The 17188-nt window shown below is 64.2% G+C and carries 15 protein-coding genes; 6 read left to right on the top strand and 9 right to left on the bottom strand.

Annotated features, from left to right (window positions below; all coding sequences use genetic code 11):
• Window positions 1–243 precede the first annotated feature (243 nt).
• Window positions 244–666, top strand: a complete 423-nt coding sequence (locus ACY466_RS04355; RefSeq protein WP_463250088.1) for a cold-shock protein — start codon at window positions 244–246, stop codon at window positions 664–666.
• Between the two features lie 248 nt (window positions 667–914).
• Here the strand turns inward: ACY466_RS04355 and istB are convergent, their stop codons facing one another.
• The 6 genes from istB to ACY466_RS04325 all read right to left on the bottom strand — a co-directional run bounded on the left by istB (window position 915) and on the right by ACY466_RS04325 (window position 7095).
• A complete protein-coding gene (gene istB, locus ACY466_RS04350; RefSeq protein ID WP_095719479.1) occupies window positions 915–1694 on the bottom strand; it encodes an IS21-like element helper ATPase IstB in 780 nt (259 codons plus the stop codon).
• A complete protein-coding gene (istA, locus tag ACY466_RS04345; protein WP_463250086.1) occupies window positions 1691–3358 on the bottom strand; it encodes an IS21 family transposase in 1668 nt (555 codons plus the stop codon). The genes istB and istA overlap by 4 nt, the downstream gene beginning before the upstream one ends.
• Before the next feature lie 132 nt (window positions 3359–3490).
• A complete protein-coding gene (locus tag ACY466_RS04340; RefSeq protein ID WP_463250084.1) occupies window positions 3491–4525 on the bottom strand; it encodes a BtrH N-terminal domain-containing protein in 1035 nt (344 codons plus the stop codon).
• Window positions 4518–5042 carry a PadR family transcriptional regulator gene (locus tag ACY466_RS04335; protein ID WP_338538091.1) on the bottom strand — a complete coding sequence of 175 codons (525 nt, stop codon included), beginning with the start codon at window positions 5040–5042 and terminating at the stop codon, window positions 4518–4520. The genes ACY466_RS04340 and ACY466_RS04335 overlap by 8 nt, the downstream gene beginning before the upstream one ends.
• Before the next feature lie 979 nt (window positions 5043–6021).
• Window positions 6022–6312 (bottom strand): hypothetical protein, encoded by a 291-nt coding sequence (locus ACY466_RS04330; protein WP_463250081.1) that lies wholly within the window; start codon window positions 6310–6312, stop codon window positions 6022–6024.
• A 6-nt stretch (window positions 6313–6318) separates the two neighbouring features.
• Window positions 6319–7095, bottom strand: a complete 777-nt coding sequence (locus tag ACY466_RS04325) for a hypothetical protein (protein WP_463250079.1) — start codon at window positions 7093–7095, stop codon at window positions 6319–6321.
• 233 nt (window positions 7096–7328) lie between these two features.
• Here ACY466_RS04325 and ACY466_RS04320 point away from each other — a divergent pair, with 233 nt between their 5' ends.
• On the top strand, window positions 7329–7691 hold the full coding sequence (locus tag ACY466_RS04320; protein WP_463250077.1) for a histone-like nucleoid-structuring protein Lsr2: 363 nt from the start codon (window positions 7329–7331) through the stop codon (window positions 7689–7691).
• Window positions 7692–7868: 177 nt separating this feature from the next.
• On the opposite strand, the gene ACY466_RS04315 is transcribed toward ACY466_RS04320, so the two are convergent.
• Together ACY466_RS04315 and ACY466_RS04310 are read right to left on the bottom strand one after the other, a co-directional pair.
• Window positions 7869–8573 carry a DUF3800 domain-containing protein gene (locus ACY466_RS04315; protein ID WP_463250075.1) on the bottom strand — a complete coding sequence of 235 codons (705 nt, stop codon included), beginning with the start codon at window positions 8571–8573 and terminating at the stop codon, window positions 7869–7871.
• Between the two features lie 342 nt (window positions 8574–8915).
• Complete coding sequence (locus ACY466_RS04310) at window positions 8916–9347, bottom strand: endonuclease/exonuclease/phosphatase family protein (protein WP_463250074.1); 432 nt, start codon at window positions 9345–9347, stop codon at window positions 8916–8918.
• 302 nt (window positions 9348–9649) lie between these two features.
• On the opposite strand from ACY466_RS04310, the gene ACY466_RS04305 reads away from it, so the two are divergent.
• A complete protein-coding gene (locus ACY466_RS04305; RefSeq protein WP_463250072.1) occupies window positions 9650–10156 on the top strand; it encodes a hypothetical protein in 507 nt (168 codons plus the stop codon).
• Between the two features lie 220 nt (window positions 10157–10376).
• On the opposite strand, the gene ACY466_RS04300 is transcribed toward ACY466_RS04305, so the two are convergent.
• A complete protein-coding gene (locus ACY466_RS04300) occupies window positions 10377–10610 on the bottom strand; it encodes a DUF2188 domain-containing protein (protein ID WP_463250070.1) in 234 nt (77 codons plus the stop codon).
• 494 nt (window positions 10611–11104) lie between these two features.
• Here ACY466_RS04300 and ACY466_RS04295 point away from each other — a divergent pair, with 494 nt between their 5' ends.
• Genes ACY466_RS04295 through ACY466_RS04285 form a run of 3 tightly spaced genes read left to right on the top strand, consistent with a single transcriptional unit; the run spans window position 11105 to window position 17185 of the window.
• The gene (locus ACY466_RS04295) at window positions 11105–16093 is read left to right on the top strand and encodes a DEAD/DEAH box helicase (RefSeq protein ID WP_463250068.1); all 4989 of its coding nucleotides are present in this window, start codon (window positions 11105–11107) and stop codon (window positions 16091–16093) included.
• Window positions 16090–16746, top strand: a complete 657-nt coding sequence (locus ACY466_RS04290; RefSeq protein WP_463250066.1) for a hypothetical protein — start codon at window positions 16090–16092, stop codon at window positions 16744–16746. Before ACY466_RS04295 ends, ACY466_RS04290 begins: the two co-directional genes overlap by 4 nt.
• Window positions 16730–17185, top strand: coding sequence for a hypothetical protein (locus ACY466_RS04285; protein ID WP_463250064.1), 456 nt, complete (start codon window positions 16730–16732; stop codon window positions 17183–17185). The genes ACY466_RS04290 and ACY466_RS04285 overlap by 17 nt, the downstream gene beginning before the upstream one ends.
• Window positions 17186–17188: the final 3 nt, after the last annotated feature.

Raw genomic sequence — 17188 nt, 5'->3', positions numbered from 1 at the left:
AGAGTTCTCCACAGGCGGTAGTGGTATCGATCTGATCGGTGAAGCGTGCAACTCAAGGGCATCCCGGAACCCGTGCCATTCTTCGAACTGCTGTGGTCGAAAGGCCGGTTCGGTGTCCGCTCGTCCGTGGTCACCGAAATCTCGACGGGCCCGGTTGTTCCTGCTCCGACTGCATCCGGCCAGCCCACTACGGCCCCAGGGACCGGTGCGGCAGATCAACTGGTCGGAACGGCCAAAGTATGGATGGCCGACCGCGGCTACGGGTTCGTCACCGTCTCGGACGGGGAGGACTTCCACGTCTCGAGTCGGGCACTCCTGTACGACGAAGACGTCGAACATCTGAAGTCCGGTTCTCGCGTGATCTTCGTACCCGCCGAAGCTGCCGTGGCGGGGAAGTCACGGCGAGCTCTCAGTGTCGTGGTGGTCGGGCAGGAGGCCGAAGGGCGTGTGTCGTTCATCCATCCCGACAAGCCGTTCGGCTTCGTTACGACCGGCGATGACCGGGGGCATCTGCTGCGCTTCCACATGGTCGTCGACGCCGAGCTTCGCGCAACCCTCAAGGTGGGTGACGACGTCGGGTTCGAGGTTGCTCTCGATCCGAGCGGCCTCCGCGCCCGAGCGATGAACGTTGAGCGACTCGGCGGGGACGGAATCGCTGTCGCGTAGCTGTCTGACCGGATGCGGTCTGATCCACCATGTCTCGGTGGATCAGACCGCATCCGTCTGTGCGGGCACTTACACTGTTGCGCGGTCCGCGTTCAGCTACAAGCGGTGGCGGAGGAACAACACGACCTGCCCTGGCTTCGCCGGTTTCGTCCGACACCGCTTGTCGGTGAGTTCTGACACCGCTGGGGCCGGATTCGTGCTGGTGATGTAGGTCTGGGTCGACATCACTTCCCGCGCATGGGCAGCGGTCAGGTCGTCCGCTGCTTGGCGGCTTGGGCCAGGCGGTAGGAGTCGGTGCCGGTCTCGAGGATGGTGCCGCCGAAGGTGAGCCGGTCGACGATGGCGGCGCATAGCCGGGGGTCGGTGAAGGTCTTGGTCCAGCCGCCGAAGGACTCGTTCGAGGCGATGGCGACGGAAGCCTTCTCCTCGCGTTCGGTGAGGACCTGGAAGAGCAGTTCCGCGCCGCGGCGGTCGAGTTGCATGTAGCCGAGTTCGTCGATACACAGCAGGTCGACGCGGCCGTAGCGGGCGATGGTCTTCGCCAGCGTCATCTCGTCGGCGGCCTCGACGAGCTCGTTGGCGAGTTGGGTGGCCAGGGTGTACTTGACCCGGTAGCCGGCCATGGCGGCCTCGGTGCCGAGTGCGATGAGCAGATGGGACTTGCCGGTGCCGGAGTCCCCGATGAGGCAGAGTGGCTGGCCCTTCTGGACCCATTCGCACTTGGCGAGGGTGTGGATCACGGCGGGGTCGATGTTGGGGTTGGCGTCGAAGTCAAAGGCTCGCAGGGACTTCTCGCGGGGGAACTTGGCGGCCTTGATTCGGCGCTCGGACCGGCGTCGGGCGCGGTCGTCGCATTCGGCGAGCAGTAGTTCGGCGAGGAAGCCGCGGTAGGACATCTGCTCCCGGCTGGCCCGGTCGGCGTAGTCGGTGAAGGAGTTGCGGATGGTGGGCATCCGGAGCATCCGGCAGGCCTGGTCGATCGCGGCGTCGGCTGCTTCCTCGGTCATTCCACGGCGTTTGGGGGTCATGGTGCGGCTCCTTCGTTCGGGTTCTCGCGGCGGCTGGCCAACAGCTGGTCGTACTTCTCCACGCTCGGCAGCGGCCGATCGTCTGCGGGCAGGTGGGCACGGAGCCGGCGCTCGGTCAACGACCTGACTGCGGGTGCCTCCTGCGACGCCAATGGCTCGCCGCTGATCTCGATGACGGCCTCTTCCGTCGAGTTGTCGTGTTTGCGGGCTTCCAGCGCGACGGCGTCGGCGGTGAGCGCGCCAGCATTCAGCGCTGCGGCAAGGCCGGCGACGACCTGGTCGTGGGGCAGATGACGGTGCAGCATCAGCACCTCGATCAGCGCGCGGGTGCCTTCGGCATCACCGTGCGCCTTACAGGCGGCGGCCCACCAGGAGTCGTGGACCGGCGTGAACCGGCCTGCCGCGCGCGCTTGCTCCAGCGCGGTCGCGCCGGGCAGTGCGCCAGGCTTGCGGAGCAGGACTTCGAGGTAGTGGTCGAGATCAACGCGTGTGCCGCCTTTGGTCATCAGCCGCTCGTGGCGGGCGATCTCGGTCTTGCCATCGAACACGACCAGGTTGCTGGCGTGGAGCAGCACTCGGACCTGGCGTCCGACCATGCGGGCGGGCGCGGAGTACTTGTTCATCCGCACCGCTATCTGGGCGTACCGGTCGACCCGGGGCGTGAACCAGCGGCCGGTCTCGAATGGCTCGGTCGGAAGCGGCGCGAGGAGCGGTTCCTCGGTGGAGAAGTGCTCGCCGACCGTGCGGGCGCGCGAACCGATCCGACGAGAGTCATCGTGGATGTCCCAGACGTCGATGAGGGCGTTGAGTTCCGCGAGGGAGTCGACCTCGGGGACGGGGACGAGGTGGTTACGGCGGAACCAGCCGATCTGCCCCTCGACGCCGCCCTTCTCATGCGCCCCCTGGATGCCAGGCTGACAGTAGAAGGCCTCGATGCCGTAGTGGGATCGGAACGCGGTCCATCGGTCGGCCTCGACCCGCTGGCGGGAGAAGCCGATCACGCTCGCGACGGCGGCCTTGAGGTTGTCGTAGCGGATCTTCCCGGTCGGGACCCCGCCGAGCACATTGAAGGCGTGTGCGTGGCCCTCGAAGAAGGCTTCCTGCCCAGCCGAGGAGCTGATTCGGTGCACAGCCGAGGAGCTGATTCGGTGCACAGCCTTGCCGGAGTAGGAGAGCCGCAGACTGAACAGCGCGCATGTGACCAGCTCGCCGCGCAGCCGGATCGCGACCTCGCCGAAGTCGACCTCGGCCTCCCGACCGGGGAGGTGTTCCTGCGGGATGAAGGTGTTCGCGGGTTCTCGACCGGCCTCGATGCGGATCTCGCGGCGGCGGGTGGCGACGTAGTCGCGGACCATCCCGTAAGAGACGACGCCTGTGGCCTCGTGCTCGTCCAGCAGCCGGTCGAAGATCCGCTTGGCGGTATGCCGCTGCTTCCGCGGCGCGTCGAGATCGTCGCGCAACCAGCCGTCGATCACGTCTCGGTACGGATCGAGCCGTGACCCGCGCTTGGGCGGCGGCTTCCTGGCCTTCGGCCACGCCGACTCCAACGCAGCAGCGACCGTGCGGTACCCGACCCCGTGCTTGCGCTGCAGGGCACGATTCGACATGCCCGTCCTGGCGTCACGCCGGATCGCGGCATACAGATCCACCCGGCTTCCTGCCATCAGGTGGATCCGATCCTCAGACAAGGTGCCTTTCGCGCGGCCGGGACCGCGATCGCTCCGAGGAGGCGCAGGCGACCGTGCACGACCGACCCGCTTAGGAGCGCCGTGGGGAGTGGTCTGGCCCGGACTTCGTCAGGGAGCGAGTGCAGTCATCGCGGAGGTCTCGATCGTCGCGATGTCATCGAGCAGTTGACTCGCCTTGGCGAGATGGTCCGGGCTACCCGAGGCACCTGCCTTCTCGATGAGTTCGGCAACGCTCGTCCAGAGCAGCGCGGATTCGGCGAAGAGATCCCTTCCCTGCTCTACGAGGTCCGCGCCCGGCCTGCCTTCGAGTAGTCCGTGGCACTCGGTCAGGAAGTCTCGGTACAGGTTGCGAAACAGTGCGCCTCCGGTGCCCGCGCGTTCCATCAGGGTGGCGATGACTGTGAGGTTGCGGCCGGGGTCCTCGACTCGATCGAACCACGAGTGCACGCGCTTGGCTGCTGTGCGGATTCCTCGGTTGCCGAGGTTGGCGATCGCCGGCGTCAGGAAGTCCTCAGCGCACGCGGTGATCGCGGAGATGATCGCTGGGATGAGGTGCCCGCCATCCATGTTCGGCACCGCCACCTTCACGGTGAAGGACCGGTGGCGGGCCGACATCGGCCCGCGTGCGGCTCGCGCTCTGGCCAGGCTCTCCAGGCTCGTGGACACGGCTCCGCCCTGCTGCGCGGTGTCGACCAAATAGGCCCGCTCGGCGTCGTAGCCGTACATGGCGACGACGTGACCGGCGAAGTGCACGCGGGATCCGAAGTACTCCAGGTCATGGCTGTCGAGCTGTAGCCCTACGGGGATCCCATCGTCGATCGAGGAGCGGACCTGGTCCCAGGCCTTACGTGCGGAGGTGGTCTCCTGCACGCGCAGCTCGAGCCCCAGCCGTTGGGTCAGGTTCTGGGCGAGCACGAAGGGCTTCACCCTGCCGCCCAGGAAGGGCAGCTCCTGTTGCTTCGAGTCCCAGTAGATGAAGGACAGCCCGCTCCCCAACCCAAAGAGCATCGGTTCGGAGAGGTCGAGTCCGGCATGTCGCAGGAGCACGCCGAGCGCCGTCGTCTCGCAGTGCGAGCCGCCGGCCGTGGAGACTCCGTCGATGATCGTCCTGTCGGGCGGTTTGAGCTCGGCCTTGTCACTCATCGGATACCTGGACTCGTTCGGCGAGCCACGACCTTTCCGCCTCCAGGAGGCTGAGGGAGTAGGAGAAGACCTCCCGTGCGGGGCGTGGGAGGGGAGCTTGCGACCGCTCGGCTTCCATGACTGATGCGATCCTGGCCTCGAGCTGAATCAGCCTGCTGCGCAGCGCCTCGTCGTAGGCGCGCTCCGAGACCAGCGGCAAGTTGGCCAGTCCGACGAGGACCGGATGTGGGACCGCCCGAAGATCGGCGATGAACGCAACGGCTTCATCTGCGGCGATCTGCCGCCCCTCCGCAGTGGCCTGGAACACCCGCCGAGACTTCACGCCAGAACGGCCCTCGGCGGCCTCGATGAGGCCGCGCTTCTCCAGCTTGGCGAGCACGTAGTAGATCGATGAGAAGCCGATGTCCGTCCACTGTCGGATGCCGCGCTGCTCGATCACCTGTTCCAGGTCGTAGCCGTGCCGGGGGTGCTCAACGATCAGGCCCAGCACGGTCAGTTCGGCAGGAGTCAATTCCACCCAACTATTCTAGCACTAGAATAGTTGGCCATCGGAGACCCATCTGGAGACCGGGCCGGGCGCATTCGCCCCCAGCTGAGGCCCCCGGGACGGTGGTGTCAGATCTCGTCGACACTCGACCCGACGGCGGTGCCAAATGGTGCTCACGGCCGCCGACAATCGGTGTCCGATGAGACCGACAGAATCAGTGGGGGGCCGTACCGTCTACAGCTACGGCGAGATCCAGCGCCAGTGTCACAAGGAGGTTCTGACGGTGCTGTTCCGATTCGACCGTCGGATCGACCCGGTGTGGTCACGTGACGTATTGGTCAACGCCGGTGTCATGGTGTCAACACCGATGAGTATCACGTCGGTACCGGAGGCAGGAACAACATGGGTGCGATCTCAGCTGACGAGGTAGGCAGGGTCGCACTGATGTCCATTCGCCCCTGCTACGTCCACGAGATTCTGAACGGTGAGAAACGAGTCGAGTTCCGAAAGCGTCCTCTCGCACGAGATGTCACGCATGTACTGGTGTACTCGACAGCCCCGGTCAGCGCGGTCGTAGGCGCCTTCGTGATCGACGAGCAGGTGACGGTAGCTCCGCAGCTGCTGTGGGACCGATTCGCCGATATAGGCGGGATCGAACCGACAGCGTTCAAGACCTACTACGCCGATCGATCCGCAGGAACCGGAATCACTATTGGCGCAGTGTTCCGAACAGAGAACCCGATTCGTCTCCTCAGCATCGCGGGGACACAGCATCCGCCACAGAGCTTTCGCTACATCGACACAGCAGTCGCTTTGCCGTTGCTCCAAACAATGAACCTCGTCGAACCCAGACTCACCGGAGCCCTCACCTCTGGAACTAACGGCGAGGTCACTCACCTCGCTCCTCGATCACCAGACCGACTTGCGCACCGCCCTGAAGCTGCCGCCTGTGGGTCCATTCGACACTGGGCTGAGCGGGACCTGACTGGTCGACCTCACGATTGCGCAGCTACGGACGAAGTGTGACGTTCAGGCGTTGTGCGATCTCGTTCTGGGTTGTGTACCAGGTGGCGAGATCACGAGGATAGATCTCGACTAGCGTGAGTGAGTGCTTGGCCGCGAGCTCGCGCTTGCGTTCGATCTTGCGGTCGTACTCGGGGTTTCCGACCATTCCGAAGTACTCCACTAGTTTGCCGTTGACGAGGAAGTCGCCGCGCATCCGGGTTTCGGGGTAGGGCGGCTCGCGGTCGTGCTCGATGCCGTGAAGGTGGAGCCAATCGTCGATCGTTTTCTCTGCCAACGACAGTCAGATGTGCCCGTCGAGGGCAACACACTTCACGCCGCGGCTTAGCTGGAGGCCGTTCTCCACCACCCCGGATGCAAGCAGCACGTTGAACCAGGAATCATGGGTACGGGTGATGGCGTCGAGAGTAGGGCGTTGCTGGGCGATTCTCATCAGTTCGATCCGGGTCGCTCGGTCGAAGTGGGCCAGGCAGCGGGGCGGTTCGAAGAAGTTCTGCGGCGGAATGACCTGGGCGACTCGTGCGAGGTCGGCGGCGTACTGCTGGATCGCGGCGTGTTCGGTGAACCCGGGGGATTTGCCGCGCGTGTCTTTGGGTTGGAAGGCCTTTCTCGAGCACGGTTCGCAGAAGTCGAGGGCGGTGCGGCCGCCGACTCGGGTGTACGCCCACTTGGGCACGTCGTCCTCGCGGAACTGTGTGCCGCAGAGCTCGCAGGTCTCGAATCGGGGCGGGGGAATGATCGCGTCGAGCCCCAGTTTGCTGGATCTGGCGATGATGAACTGGATCAGAACACCTTCCCAGCTGTACTCCACACACAGTGGGTCGTTGAGACGCCATTCCTCGAAACCGCGTGACGGGGTGTGCGCTTCGATCACCTTGGGAGCATCGAGGAAGTAGTGCCAGTCGAGCTGACGCATCAACTCCATCAACAGGTCGTCGTGGCGAGGTTCCCACCAGGAGAGAATCTCCGCCCTGTCTGCTCGCTCCAATGGCACAGATTCCAAATACTGCAACATCGACATTCTGCGCCGCACCTCCCGGTCACGGCGCGCGATGAGCATGCCGTTTCACATCAGATTAATACGCGACCACCAATAGTCAGTGCGATCAGTGATGATCGCTCGCCGGGGGCTTCTCCTCTAGCCGGAGCGACTCCATACGACCGCCCTGAAGGCTCCGAAAAAGGCACCGCAAGGGCCGACACACCGGCCTGCGCCCGCGGCGGGTCAGTTGACCGTGAGACGGTGAGCATGCATTTTTCGCCGTTCCACCGAGAAAGATAGGTAACCGCGCCGTGGCCAAGAATCTGATCGTCGAACTGACCGATGACATCGACGGGAGTGTCATCGCCGACGGTACCGGCGAGTCGATCGAGTTTTCCGTCGACGGCGTCGACTACACGATCGACTTGAAGGACAAGAACGCCGAGAAGTTCCGCAAGACCCTCGATCTGTACACCACGCATGCGACGCGGATCGGTGGTCGCAAGCGCCGACGATCTGCCGGTAGCGCCGACGCTGCCGCGCCGACAGCAGCGAAGCGCGGCCCGGGGCAGACGCGGGCGATTCGTGAGTGGGCCAATAGCAACGGGTACGAGGTCAGTGACCGGGGACGCATCCCCGGTGCGATCATCGAGGCGTTCGACGCCGACCATTGAGGTGCCGTATCACCACGTTTGCTGAGTACACCGAGGCTCGTCCGTGGTCCATCAACTCCTGCCGGTACACCGTCGCCATGCAGGTGTTGATGGAAAGAGACCGGAGGAGTAGTGTCTTCGGTGCAGACCCCCCCACTCCTGTGGATAAGGGGGTCTTGCTGTTTCTCCAGCATCGACTTACGTCTCTACCGGCCTTCGCTGAGGGTCGCGTTCTGCAAGATGGTCGGTGTACCACTGTTCGGCGAAGTTGTTCTTCTCGGTGCGGTCGATCGTGGCGTTGGCACACCAGGCGACGAGGTCGGCCATCTGGATCAGCTGCGATGCGGACGAGTCGATGTGGATGGCGTCCTCGATGACTCGCCTGCTGGCGAGTGGGAGTCCTCGGTGCGCACTCCGGTACGAGGTATCGCTGCCGTCACCGTCCATGAACACCAGAGCCAAGATGCCGGTCGCGTGTAACTCCCGTTCGAAGCGAGCGACGAGCGCACCGTACAACTCGCGTTTGGTGGAGGCGAACTCCTCCGGGGCGCCCCGCCGGTAGACCGACCCGACGGTCACTCCCTCGGTCGATCGCAGGGTGTGAAGGCACTCAAGAGCGACTTCTCGCCCGAAGTCCTTCCAGTACTCGACGCCGTCGTGGAGGTGCTTGTCCGGGATGCGTGTCGAAATCCGACCACGACCGTTCGCGTACGCGGTGGTGTGCAACTCCGTGGTCACCGGCACCCGGTACTCCCGCCACAGGCGCTTGCGGGTGTCGAGCCAGGACCGCAGGACCGAACGCCATCGATCCGGGCTGAACTCGATCCACCCGTACACCGCGAGACCTGATTGCGGGCGTCCTGAATCGTCGATGTAGATCATTCGGTCGATATGGGAAGGCACCGGTTGATGATGACGCACCGACCAGACCCACCGGGCACGCCGCACCGGCCAGCCGCAGGGCGTGAGGTCAGCGCGGCGTGAGCTCGCAGACGACCCCACAGTGATCGCTCAAACGCAGTTCGCCCAGTGTTCTCGGCCAGGTTCGGACGCTGACGCAGTCGAAATCCGACGCGATGTGGTCGATGAGCTGACCGTCGTGCGTAATCCCGGCGGTATGGCACGTCCATCGCCTCATCACCTCGGCCAGGCGGTGGGCCACCCGGATCGGTTGCTTCGCTCGCGGTATCTTCTGGTTGAAATCGCCAGCCACGATGACCGGGACAGTCGAGTCGAAGGTGCCGATCAGTTCCTCGATCTGGTCGAGGCATTCGGGTGCTCGGACCACGCGGCGGCATCGCGCCGCCCGGTGGTCACGTGAGCGCGGGACCAAGGGATGCACACCGCGAGCAGTCGGACCGGACCACTCAGGGTTTCGGTCAGCGCGGTGACCACCCGGCCTGCGCCAGCGCCGCTGTTCATGCGCGTCACCTCGGTCAGTGGCTGTCGGGATCGCACCAACACTTTGCGTCGGTCCGGTTCGGTCTTGTATCCCCAGTCGTCACCGGCGTCTATGACATGTCCACCATCCGGGAGGACATCACGCTGCCCCTCCGTCACGACGAGGATGTCGGCTGCAGTACTCCCCAACCGGTCCCGAATCCCTGGGCCGCGCCGGCCGCGGCTGGTGGCCCATTCGATGTTCCAGGTGGCGACCGTAGTGCGGGCAGTGCTCACAGCGTGTGAGTGTAAGCGGCGCACTCGGTCTGGTTGCCCTTCGATCTTGAGATAGCGCCGGTGGGTCATGACGAGTGTGTACGAGGTCGCGTGCCGCAATGGACCGTCGACCACAGCCGGCCTGCGGCCCGGTTCCACCTTTCGCTCCTCCTTGCCGGCCGCCGACATCTAGTCACACACATCGGTGTCGGCCGCGTGGGAGCGACGGAGACCAGCCACGTTCCGCCCTGGGCGCCACCACTAGGACGTTCGAATGTGCATAGTTCGTTGATAATTTGAAGATACTTTGCTACGTTCGTAACATGGCAAACAGCGAGAATGCAGTGATCGTATTCACTGGCAAGAGCTTCGACTCGATCCTGAAGGAGGGCGGGTCGCAGTCGTGGAAGTTGGACGCTGGTCGCGCCAAAAGGTGCGAGTACCTGGTGTGTACTCAGAACGCGCACAACCCGGAGGCGTACGCGGACGGCACCGAACCCCATGGGAGCGCGTTTCTAATCGGGCGCATCTCGCGGATCAGCCCTGCCACCGACGGGGAGCCCAGCCGTTGGAAGATTCAGTTCAGCGAGTACGCGCGGGTCACTGTGCCGAACGTATGGACGGGCGACCGGAATCCCGTGCGGTACAGCACGATCGAAAGCCTGGGGATCGATGTGGGGAACCTCGACTTCGAACAGTTTCAGGAAGAGCAGGTGCGCCCGGACACTGCCCGAGCATCTGCAGGGCTGACGATTCGCGAGGCGAAGGCCGGACTCGCGCTGACGTACGACGTCGATGTCGAGTCCATCGAAATCGTCATCCGGGGATGACCGGCGTCCCGGTCAGAGGACCTTGCAGCGCGGACCGGTGATTGTCGGGGAAGCCTCCGTGGACCAGGGTGGCCCCTCGACTCTTGCGAGTCGAGGGGCCACCGTTCTCATCGTGCCCTTACCGGGGTCTGGTCGTGATCGTCACCTTGCGGATCAACCAAGGAACTGTGACGGTCTTTCGTTGGCGGGTTTGATGGTGATCCTCTTGGTGATCATGCCGTCACCCCTTGATGCTTCGAGGATCGTTGCCCGGCTTGATCGTGTTCTTCTCCCGGAACTGTCCGTTGCGACCCTGGATTGTCACGTCTCCACCGCCGAGGTTGCAGACGATGTCACCGGCACGGTTGATCGCCTGACGCTGGGTGTCGAGGTGGGCACCTGCACGACGTCCGGCACCCCTGACATCCCAACCGCCGTTGGGATTGGGGCTGACTGTGCGATTGTTCTTGGCCATGGGTATGGCTCCTTCTACATCGCCGACTCACGTGCCAGCGGGTTTGCGCGTTATTTGGCGCAACCCGCTCGGCGGCGGTAGGTTGGCAAACCGAACCGCTCAAAGTTCATGCTTGGCCAGTAGCCCCACCGTCCACCACCGGATGGTCCGGGGCTAATCGGTCGTTGCAGACACTACACCTAGTGTCCGACACTGCAAGGCAACACCACACTTTGTAATGACACGCGTGGAATTACCTGGTCGCAGAAGACGGTGACCGTATGTCGCGGACCCTCACACGTGTGTTGGGAATGCCTTGGATCCCGGCCGCCGAGCGCAGCGAACATCATCATCGGACGCGTCAACCCTGTCGCTCCGACCGGTCGACGCCTCCTCCCCACCACAATCGACGCAGGGTCCCCGGAGCCACAACCGCCCGTGGTCACGCGACTCGTCCGACGCAAGCGGCATACTCGGTCTGATTGCTCCCGAGTGCGAGGCGGTTCCGGTAGGTCATGGCGAGTGTTCACGAGGTCATCGAGGCGTTCCGGGGCGAGCCCACCAACTCCGAGCGCGGCACCAAGTTCGAGCAGTTGATGGTGCGGTACTTCCAGCTCGATCCGACGCTGTCGCAGCAGTACGAGCAGGTGTGGCGGTGGATCGACTGGCCCGAGCGGCAGGGTCGACCCGACACCGGCATCGACCTCATCGCCCGCGAACGCGACACCGGCGAATACACCGCGGTCCAATGCAAGTTCTACGAACCCACCACCACCCTCAGCAAGGGTGACCTCGACTCGTTCTTCACCGCCTCCGGGCAGACGTTCCCCACCGCCGAAGGGACCCGGTCGTTCACCAACCGCGTCATCATCTCCACCACCGACCGGTGGGGCGTCCACGCCGAGGCAGCGATCAACGACCAGACCATCCCGGTGCAACGCATCGGACTGGCAGAGATCGCCGAATCTCCCATCGACTGGACCATCGCCCGCCCGGACGGCGAATTGGCCGTCGAACTCAGCGAAGCGGTACGCAACGAACCGCGCCTCCATCAGGTCGAGGCCATCGACGCCGTCTTCGGCGGGTTTGCCGCCGGGAACGACCGCGGCAAACTGATCATGGCCTGCGGAACCGGGAAGACGTTCACGGCACTGAAGATCGCCGAACGCACCGCCGAGGAAGCCGGCGGCAGCGCCCGCATCCTGTTCGCGGTCCCGTCGATCTCTTTGCTCTCGCAGACGCTGCGGGAGTGGACCGCGCAGACCCGCCTCGATATCCGCGCGTTCGCCGTCTGCTCCGACACGAAAGTCTCCCGCTCCGCGGAGGACTACAGCACCGTCGACGTCGCGATTCCGGTGACCACCGACCCCGACACCCTTGCCGGGCACATGGCGCACCGTAAACGCTCCAAGGGCCTGACCGTGGTGTTCACCACCTACCAGTCCCTTCCCACCGTCGCAGCCGCGCAGGGGTTGGGGGTGGACCCGTTCGACCTCGTCATCTGCGACGAGGCGCACCGCACCACCGGCGTCACCGTTGCCGGCGCCGACGAGTCGAACTTCGTCCGAGTCCACGACTCCGACTTCCTCAAAGCCGCACGCCGGCTGTACATGACGGCCACACCGCGCATCTTCGACGACGCCGTCAAGGAGAAGGCCGCTGACCACTCCGCCGAGTTGTCCTCGATGGACGACATCGACATCTACGGCCCCGAGTTCCACCGCCTGTCTTTCGGTGACGCCGTCGAACGAGGTCTGCTCACCGACTACAAGGTCATCGTGCTCACCGTCGACGAGGACCTCGTCGCCGCTCCGATGCAGAAGCAGCTCGCCGGCAACTTCGCGGAACTCCAGCTCGACGACGCCTCGAAGATCGTGGGCTGCTGGAACGGTCTCGCAAAACGCGCCGGCCGCTCCCCCGACGGCGAGGGCTTCGCGATCGGGGCTCCTCCGATGAAGCGGGCCGTCGCGTTCGCCAAGGACATCGCCGCATCCAAGCAGGTCGCCGAGGTCTTCCCTGCCGTCGTCGACGCCTACCGTGGTCTTCTCGAGGAGAACGAGAACGACGGTGAACACGTCGACTCCACCAACCGTGACCTGACCGTCTCCGCCCGCCACGTCGACGGCACGTTCAACGCGCTGCGCCGCAACGAACAACTCTCCTGGCTCAAGGCCCCCGTCCCCGAGGGTGAGTGCCGCATCCTCTCCAACGCCCGGTGCTTGTCCGAGGGTGTCGACGTGCCTGCCTTGGATGCGGTGCTGTTCCTGCACCCGCGCAACTCTGTCGTCGACGTCGTCCAGTCGGTGGGCCGAGTGATGCGTTTATCACCGGAGAAGGACTACGGGTACATCATCCTGCCCGTCGCCGTCCCCGCCGGTGTCTCCCCCTCACAGGCGCTGTCGGACAACCGCCGCTTCAAGGTGGTGTGGCAGGTCCTCAACGCTCTGCGTGCCCACGACGACCGGTTCAACGCGATGGTCAACTCCATCGCTCTCAACGCCACCACCAAGCAAGCCAAGACCGGGCAGGGCAACGACAGGCTCCTCGGCGGCCACATCGGCCCCACCACCGACGCGGACGAAACCATCGGCGACGGAACCACACCCACGAACACCGCTACGGCCGCCGCCCCGAAGCCCGCCGACAACGGCGGGGGTGGGATGGCGTCGCAGATGGCGCTGTTCGCTCTCTCGGAGTGGCAAGAAGCGATCTATGCCCGCATCGTCGACAAGGTCGGCACCCGCGTCTACTGGGAGCAGTGGGCCGCCGACGTCGCCGACATCGCCGCCGCGCAGATCGCCCGCATCAACGCCCTCCTCACCGGCGCCTCCCCCGCCGTGGCGGAACAGTTCGACAAGTTCCTCACCGGACTGCGGGCGAACCTCAACGACTCCATCAGCCGCGACGACGCCATCAGCATGCTCAGCCAACACTTGATCACCCGCCCGGTCTTCGACGCGTTGTTCGCCGGCCACGATTTCGCTGCCCACAACCCCGTCTCGATCGTCATGCAGCAGATGCTCGACACCCTCGACGACGCCAACCTCGAATCGGAGACCGCAGGCCTGGACCGCTTCTACGACTCCGTGCGCGTCCGCGCCTCCGAGGTCACCAGCGCCGAGGGCAAACAGCAGGTCATCGCCGAGCTGTACGAGCGGTTCTTCCGGGTCGCGTTCAAGAAGCAATCCGACGCGCTCGGCATCGTGTACACCCCCACCGAGATCGTCGACTTCATCCTCCGCGCCGCCGACCACGTCTCCAAAGAACACTTCGGGAAAGGCCTCACCGACGAAGGTGTGCACGTCCTGGACCCGTTCACCGGCACCGGCACCTTCCTGACCCGGCTGCTGCAGTCCGGGTTGATCCTCCCAGGCGATCTGGCGCGCAAGTATCGGAACGAGTTGCATGCCAACGAGATCATGCTCCTCGCGTACTACATCGCCGCCGTCAACATCGAGACCACGTACCACGCCCTCACCACCACCTACGACGGTGAGGACGGGCAGTACGAGGCCTTCGAGGGCATCGTCCTTGCCGACACGTTCCAGATCGCCGAGGACGGCGACACCATGGACGCGATCATGTTCCCGCAGAACAACGATCGCATCGTGCGTCAGATCGAAGCCCCCATCAACGTCATCGTCGGAAACCCCCCGTATTCGGTCGGGCAGGACAGCGCCAACGACGACAACGCCAACCTCCGCTACCCCACCCTCGATGCCCGCATTGCCGCGACTTACGCCCGCCGCTCCACTGGAACTAACAAGAACAGCCTCTACGACTCCTACTACCGCGCCTACCGGTGGGCAACCGACCGCGTCGGCGACACCGGCATCGTCGCGTTCGTTTCCAACGGCGGGTGGATTGACGGCAACACCGCCGACGGCGTCCGGCTCAGCTTCGCGGACGAGTTCGCTCACCTGTGGATCTACAACCTCCGAGGTAATCAGCGCACTGCCGGTGAACTTTCCCGGAAGGAGGGTGGCAAGATCTTCGGCTCCGGAAGTCGTTCCACCATCGCAATTTTCATCGGCGTCAAGGACATAGCACACGCCGGGCCGGTGCACATCCACTACCGGGACATCGGCGACTACCTCGACCGCGACCAGAAGCTGCGCCTCATCTCCGCCGGCGCCATCGACACCCTCGACTGGGACACCATCACCCCAAACACCAGCGGCGACTGGATCGGACAACGCGACGACACCTTCGGCACATGGCCCGTCATCGGCGAGCGCGGCAATCCAACCGGCCCTAGGATTTTCGCGCGCTACTCCGCAGGACTGCAGACCAACCGGGACGCGTGGGTGTACGACTACTCCCGTACCGCACTGGACACGAAGGTTCGCCGGATGATCGACAACTACAACGCACTCCACGAACCATTCGCCGCGTTCTGCGCCGCACACTCCATCACCACACCCAAAGAAGCCGACGTCACGACGTTCTTGACTGCGCACCCCGAAGCCGCGCGTGAGGACCAGATCAAGTGGTCCGCAAGCCTCAAGCAAAATCTCGCACGAGGCGTTCGTGCGCACTTCGCTAGTCCCGCTATCACAGACGCCAGCTATCGACCGTTCGATCGCGAGTACGTCTACTTTAACGGGATACTTAACCACCGCCAGGGCGAACTGAAGTCGATGTTCCCGACGCACCACCAGGACAACTACGGCTACTACGTCGTCGCGACAGGATCAGACAAACCGTTCTCGGCCCTAGCAACTGCCACCATTCCCGATCTAGCGCTGTGGGGATCCAGCAGTGGGCAATTCTTCCCGCGCTACACCTACGAGCGCGCGGATGCGGCGGCGGCCGGGGGTGAGCTCGACTTCGGTTCCGCGGCATCCGAGTCGGGTGTCGACGAGCGGGGGTACCGGCGGGTCGACAACATCACCGACGACATCCTCGACATCTACCAAACCGCGGTGGATGGATCGGTGACCAAGGACCAGATCTTCTGGTCGGTGTACGGGCAGCTGCATGTTCCGTCTTACCGCGGCACCTACGCGGCCGATCTGAAGAAGATGCTTCCCCACATCCCCACCCCCGACACTCTTAAGCAGTTCACGCAGCTCACCGCCGCCGGGGAACGGCTCGGCGCACTTCACATGCGGTACGAGGACGTCGACCCGTACCCGCTCGACGTCGAGGTGAAATCTGGCGCCAATGCGGCGGACCGGGAAACGTGGCGGGTGCAGAAGATGAAGTGGCGCAGCAAAATCGATCACACCGCGATCATCTACAACACCAAGGTGACGATCACCGGAATCCCGCCCGAAGCCGAAGAGTACATGCTCGGATCACGGTCGGCGCTGGGGTGGATCATCGACCGCTATCAGGTCAAGGCCGACAAAGCATCGGGCATCGTCAACGACCCGAACCTGTGGTGCGACGAACACGACGACCCCACCTACATCGTCGAGCTGATCAAGAAGATCACCACCGTCGCCGTCGAGACGACACGTATCGTCGCGGCGCTCGAATCGAGCGGTGACGCGGAATGACCACAGCAGTGGCGGCGGACGCACGGCTCGTGGCCGCACTGGTCAGCAGGACGGGACTGCAGCCCCGCGACGATGAGCGCACGTGGAACCACATGGGCGCGCTCATCGTCGATGCCGCCCTTCAACCACGCACCCGGTACAAAACCGTCGTGTGGCCCCGCGCTCGCAAGATTCGTGACGAATGGCCCGATGCCAGTACTACCGCAGGATTCGCCACTCGCCTCGCCTCCGTCGACTTACCGACCTACCTAGCGTGGCGTCCGACGTCACCGAAGATCACAAAGATTCACGATCTGACGTCCGCGATGACAGATCTTCGGATCGACACCGTGGGTGAACTCGCCTCCCGTCTGAGCGCACCCACCGGTGATCGAGAGGTACGCAGTGCCCTGCGACGTGTCCGACATGTCGGCCCCAAGACACTCGACTACATCGCCATCCTCGCCGGGTCCACCGATCAGGTTGCGGTGGACCAACACATAGCCGCCTTCGTGCGGGCCGCAGGGGCGCAGGCTCGGTCGTACGACGACGTTGCGGCTGTCGTCAAAGCGGCCGCAACCGACATGGGCTGTTCGCCCGGAGCACTCGACGCCGCAATCTGGAACCACATGAGCGAACAGACCAGCAAGGAGAATCGTGCTGCGCGATCCTGAGTTCTCGCTCCCGCCACTCGAAGCCGGCCAGCGACTGTTCGTCTGCACCGGATCGCCGTGGGAAGAGGCACTCGAAGACGTCCGAAATCCGCAGGCAAACCGCGGCCCTCGAGTGTGGAGCGTCGCACGGAACTACGCTAAGAACGACTGGATCTTGACGTACCTCAGCACCCAGCCGAGAGTTTTTCTGTGTTGGGAGCAGGCCATACGGGACGCAACTCCTGGCGGGCAGATACTCGTCGACTATGACCGAACCGTATATTTCGACAACCTGGTGACCGTGGACAGCGTGGAACGACAAACCGGGCTGCCGATCAAACCCCAACAATCCTTCGAGTACGAAGACGCACTCACCATTCGCAGCGCCCTGATCACCGAACTCTCGCGCCCCCGGTCATGGCACGGCCTACCGAGCCAACACGGCGACATCGACTACTGAGAA

The organism is Rhodococcus sp. K11/5, assembly GCF_055193735.1.
This window is presented reverse-complemented; position numbering and strand designations above follow the sequence as displayed.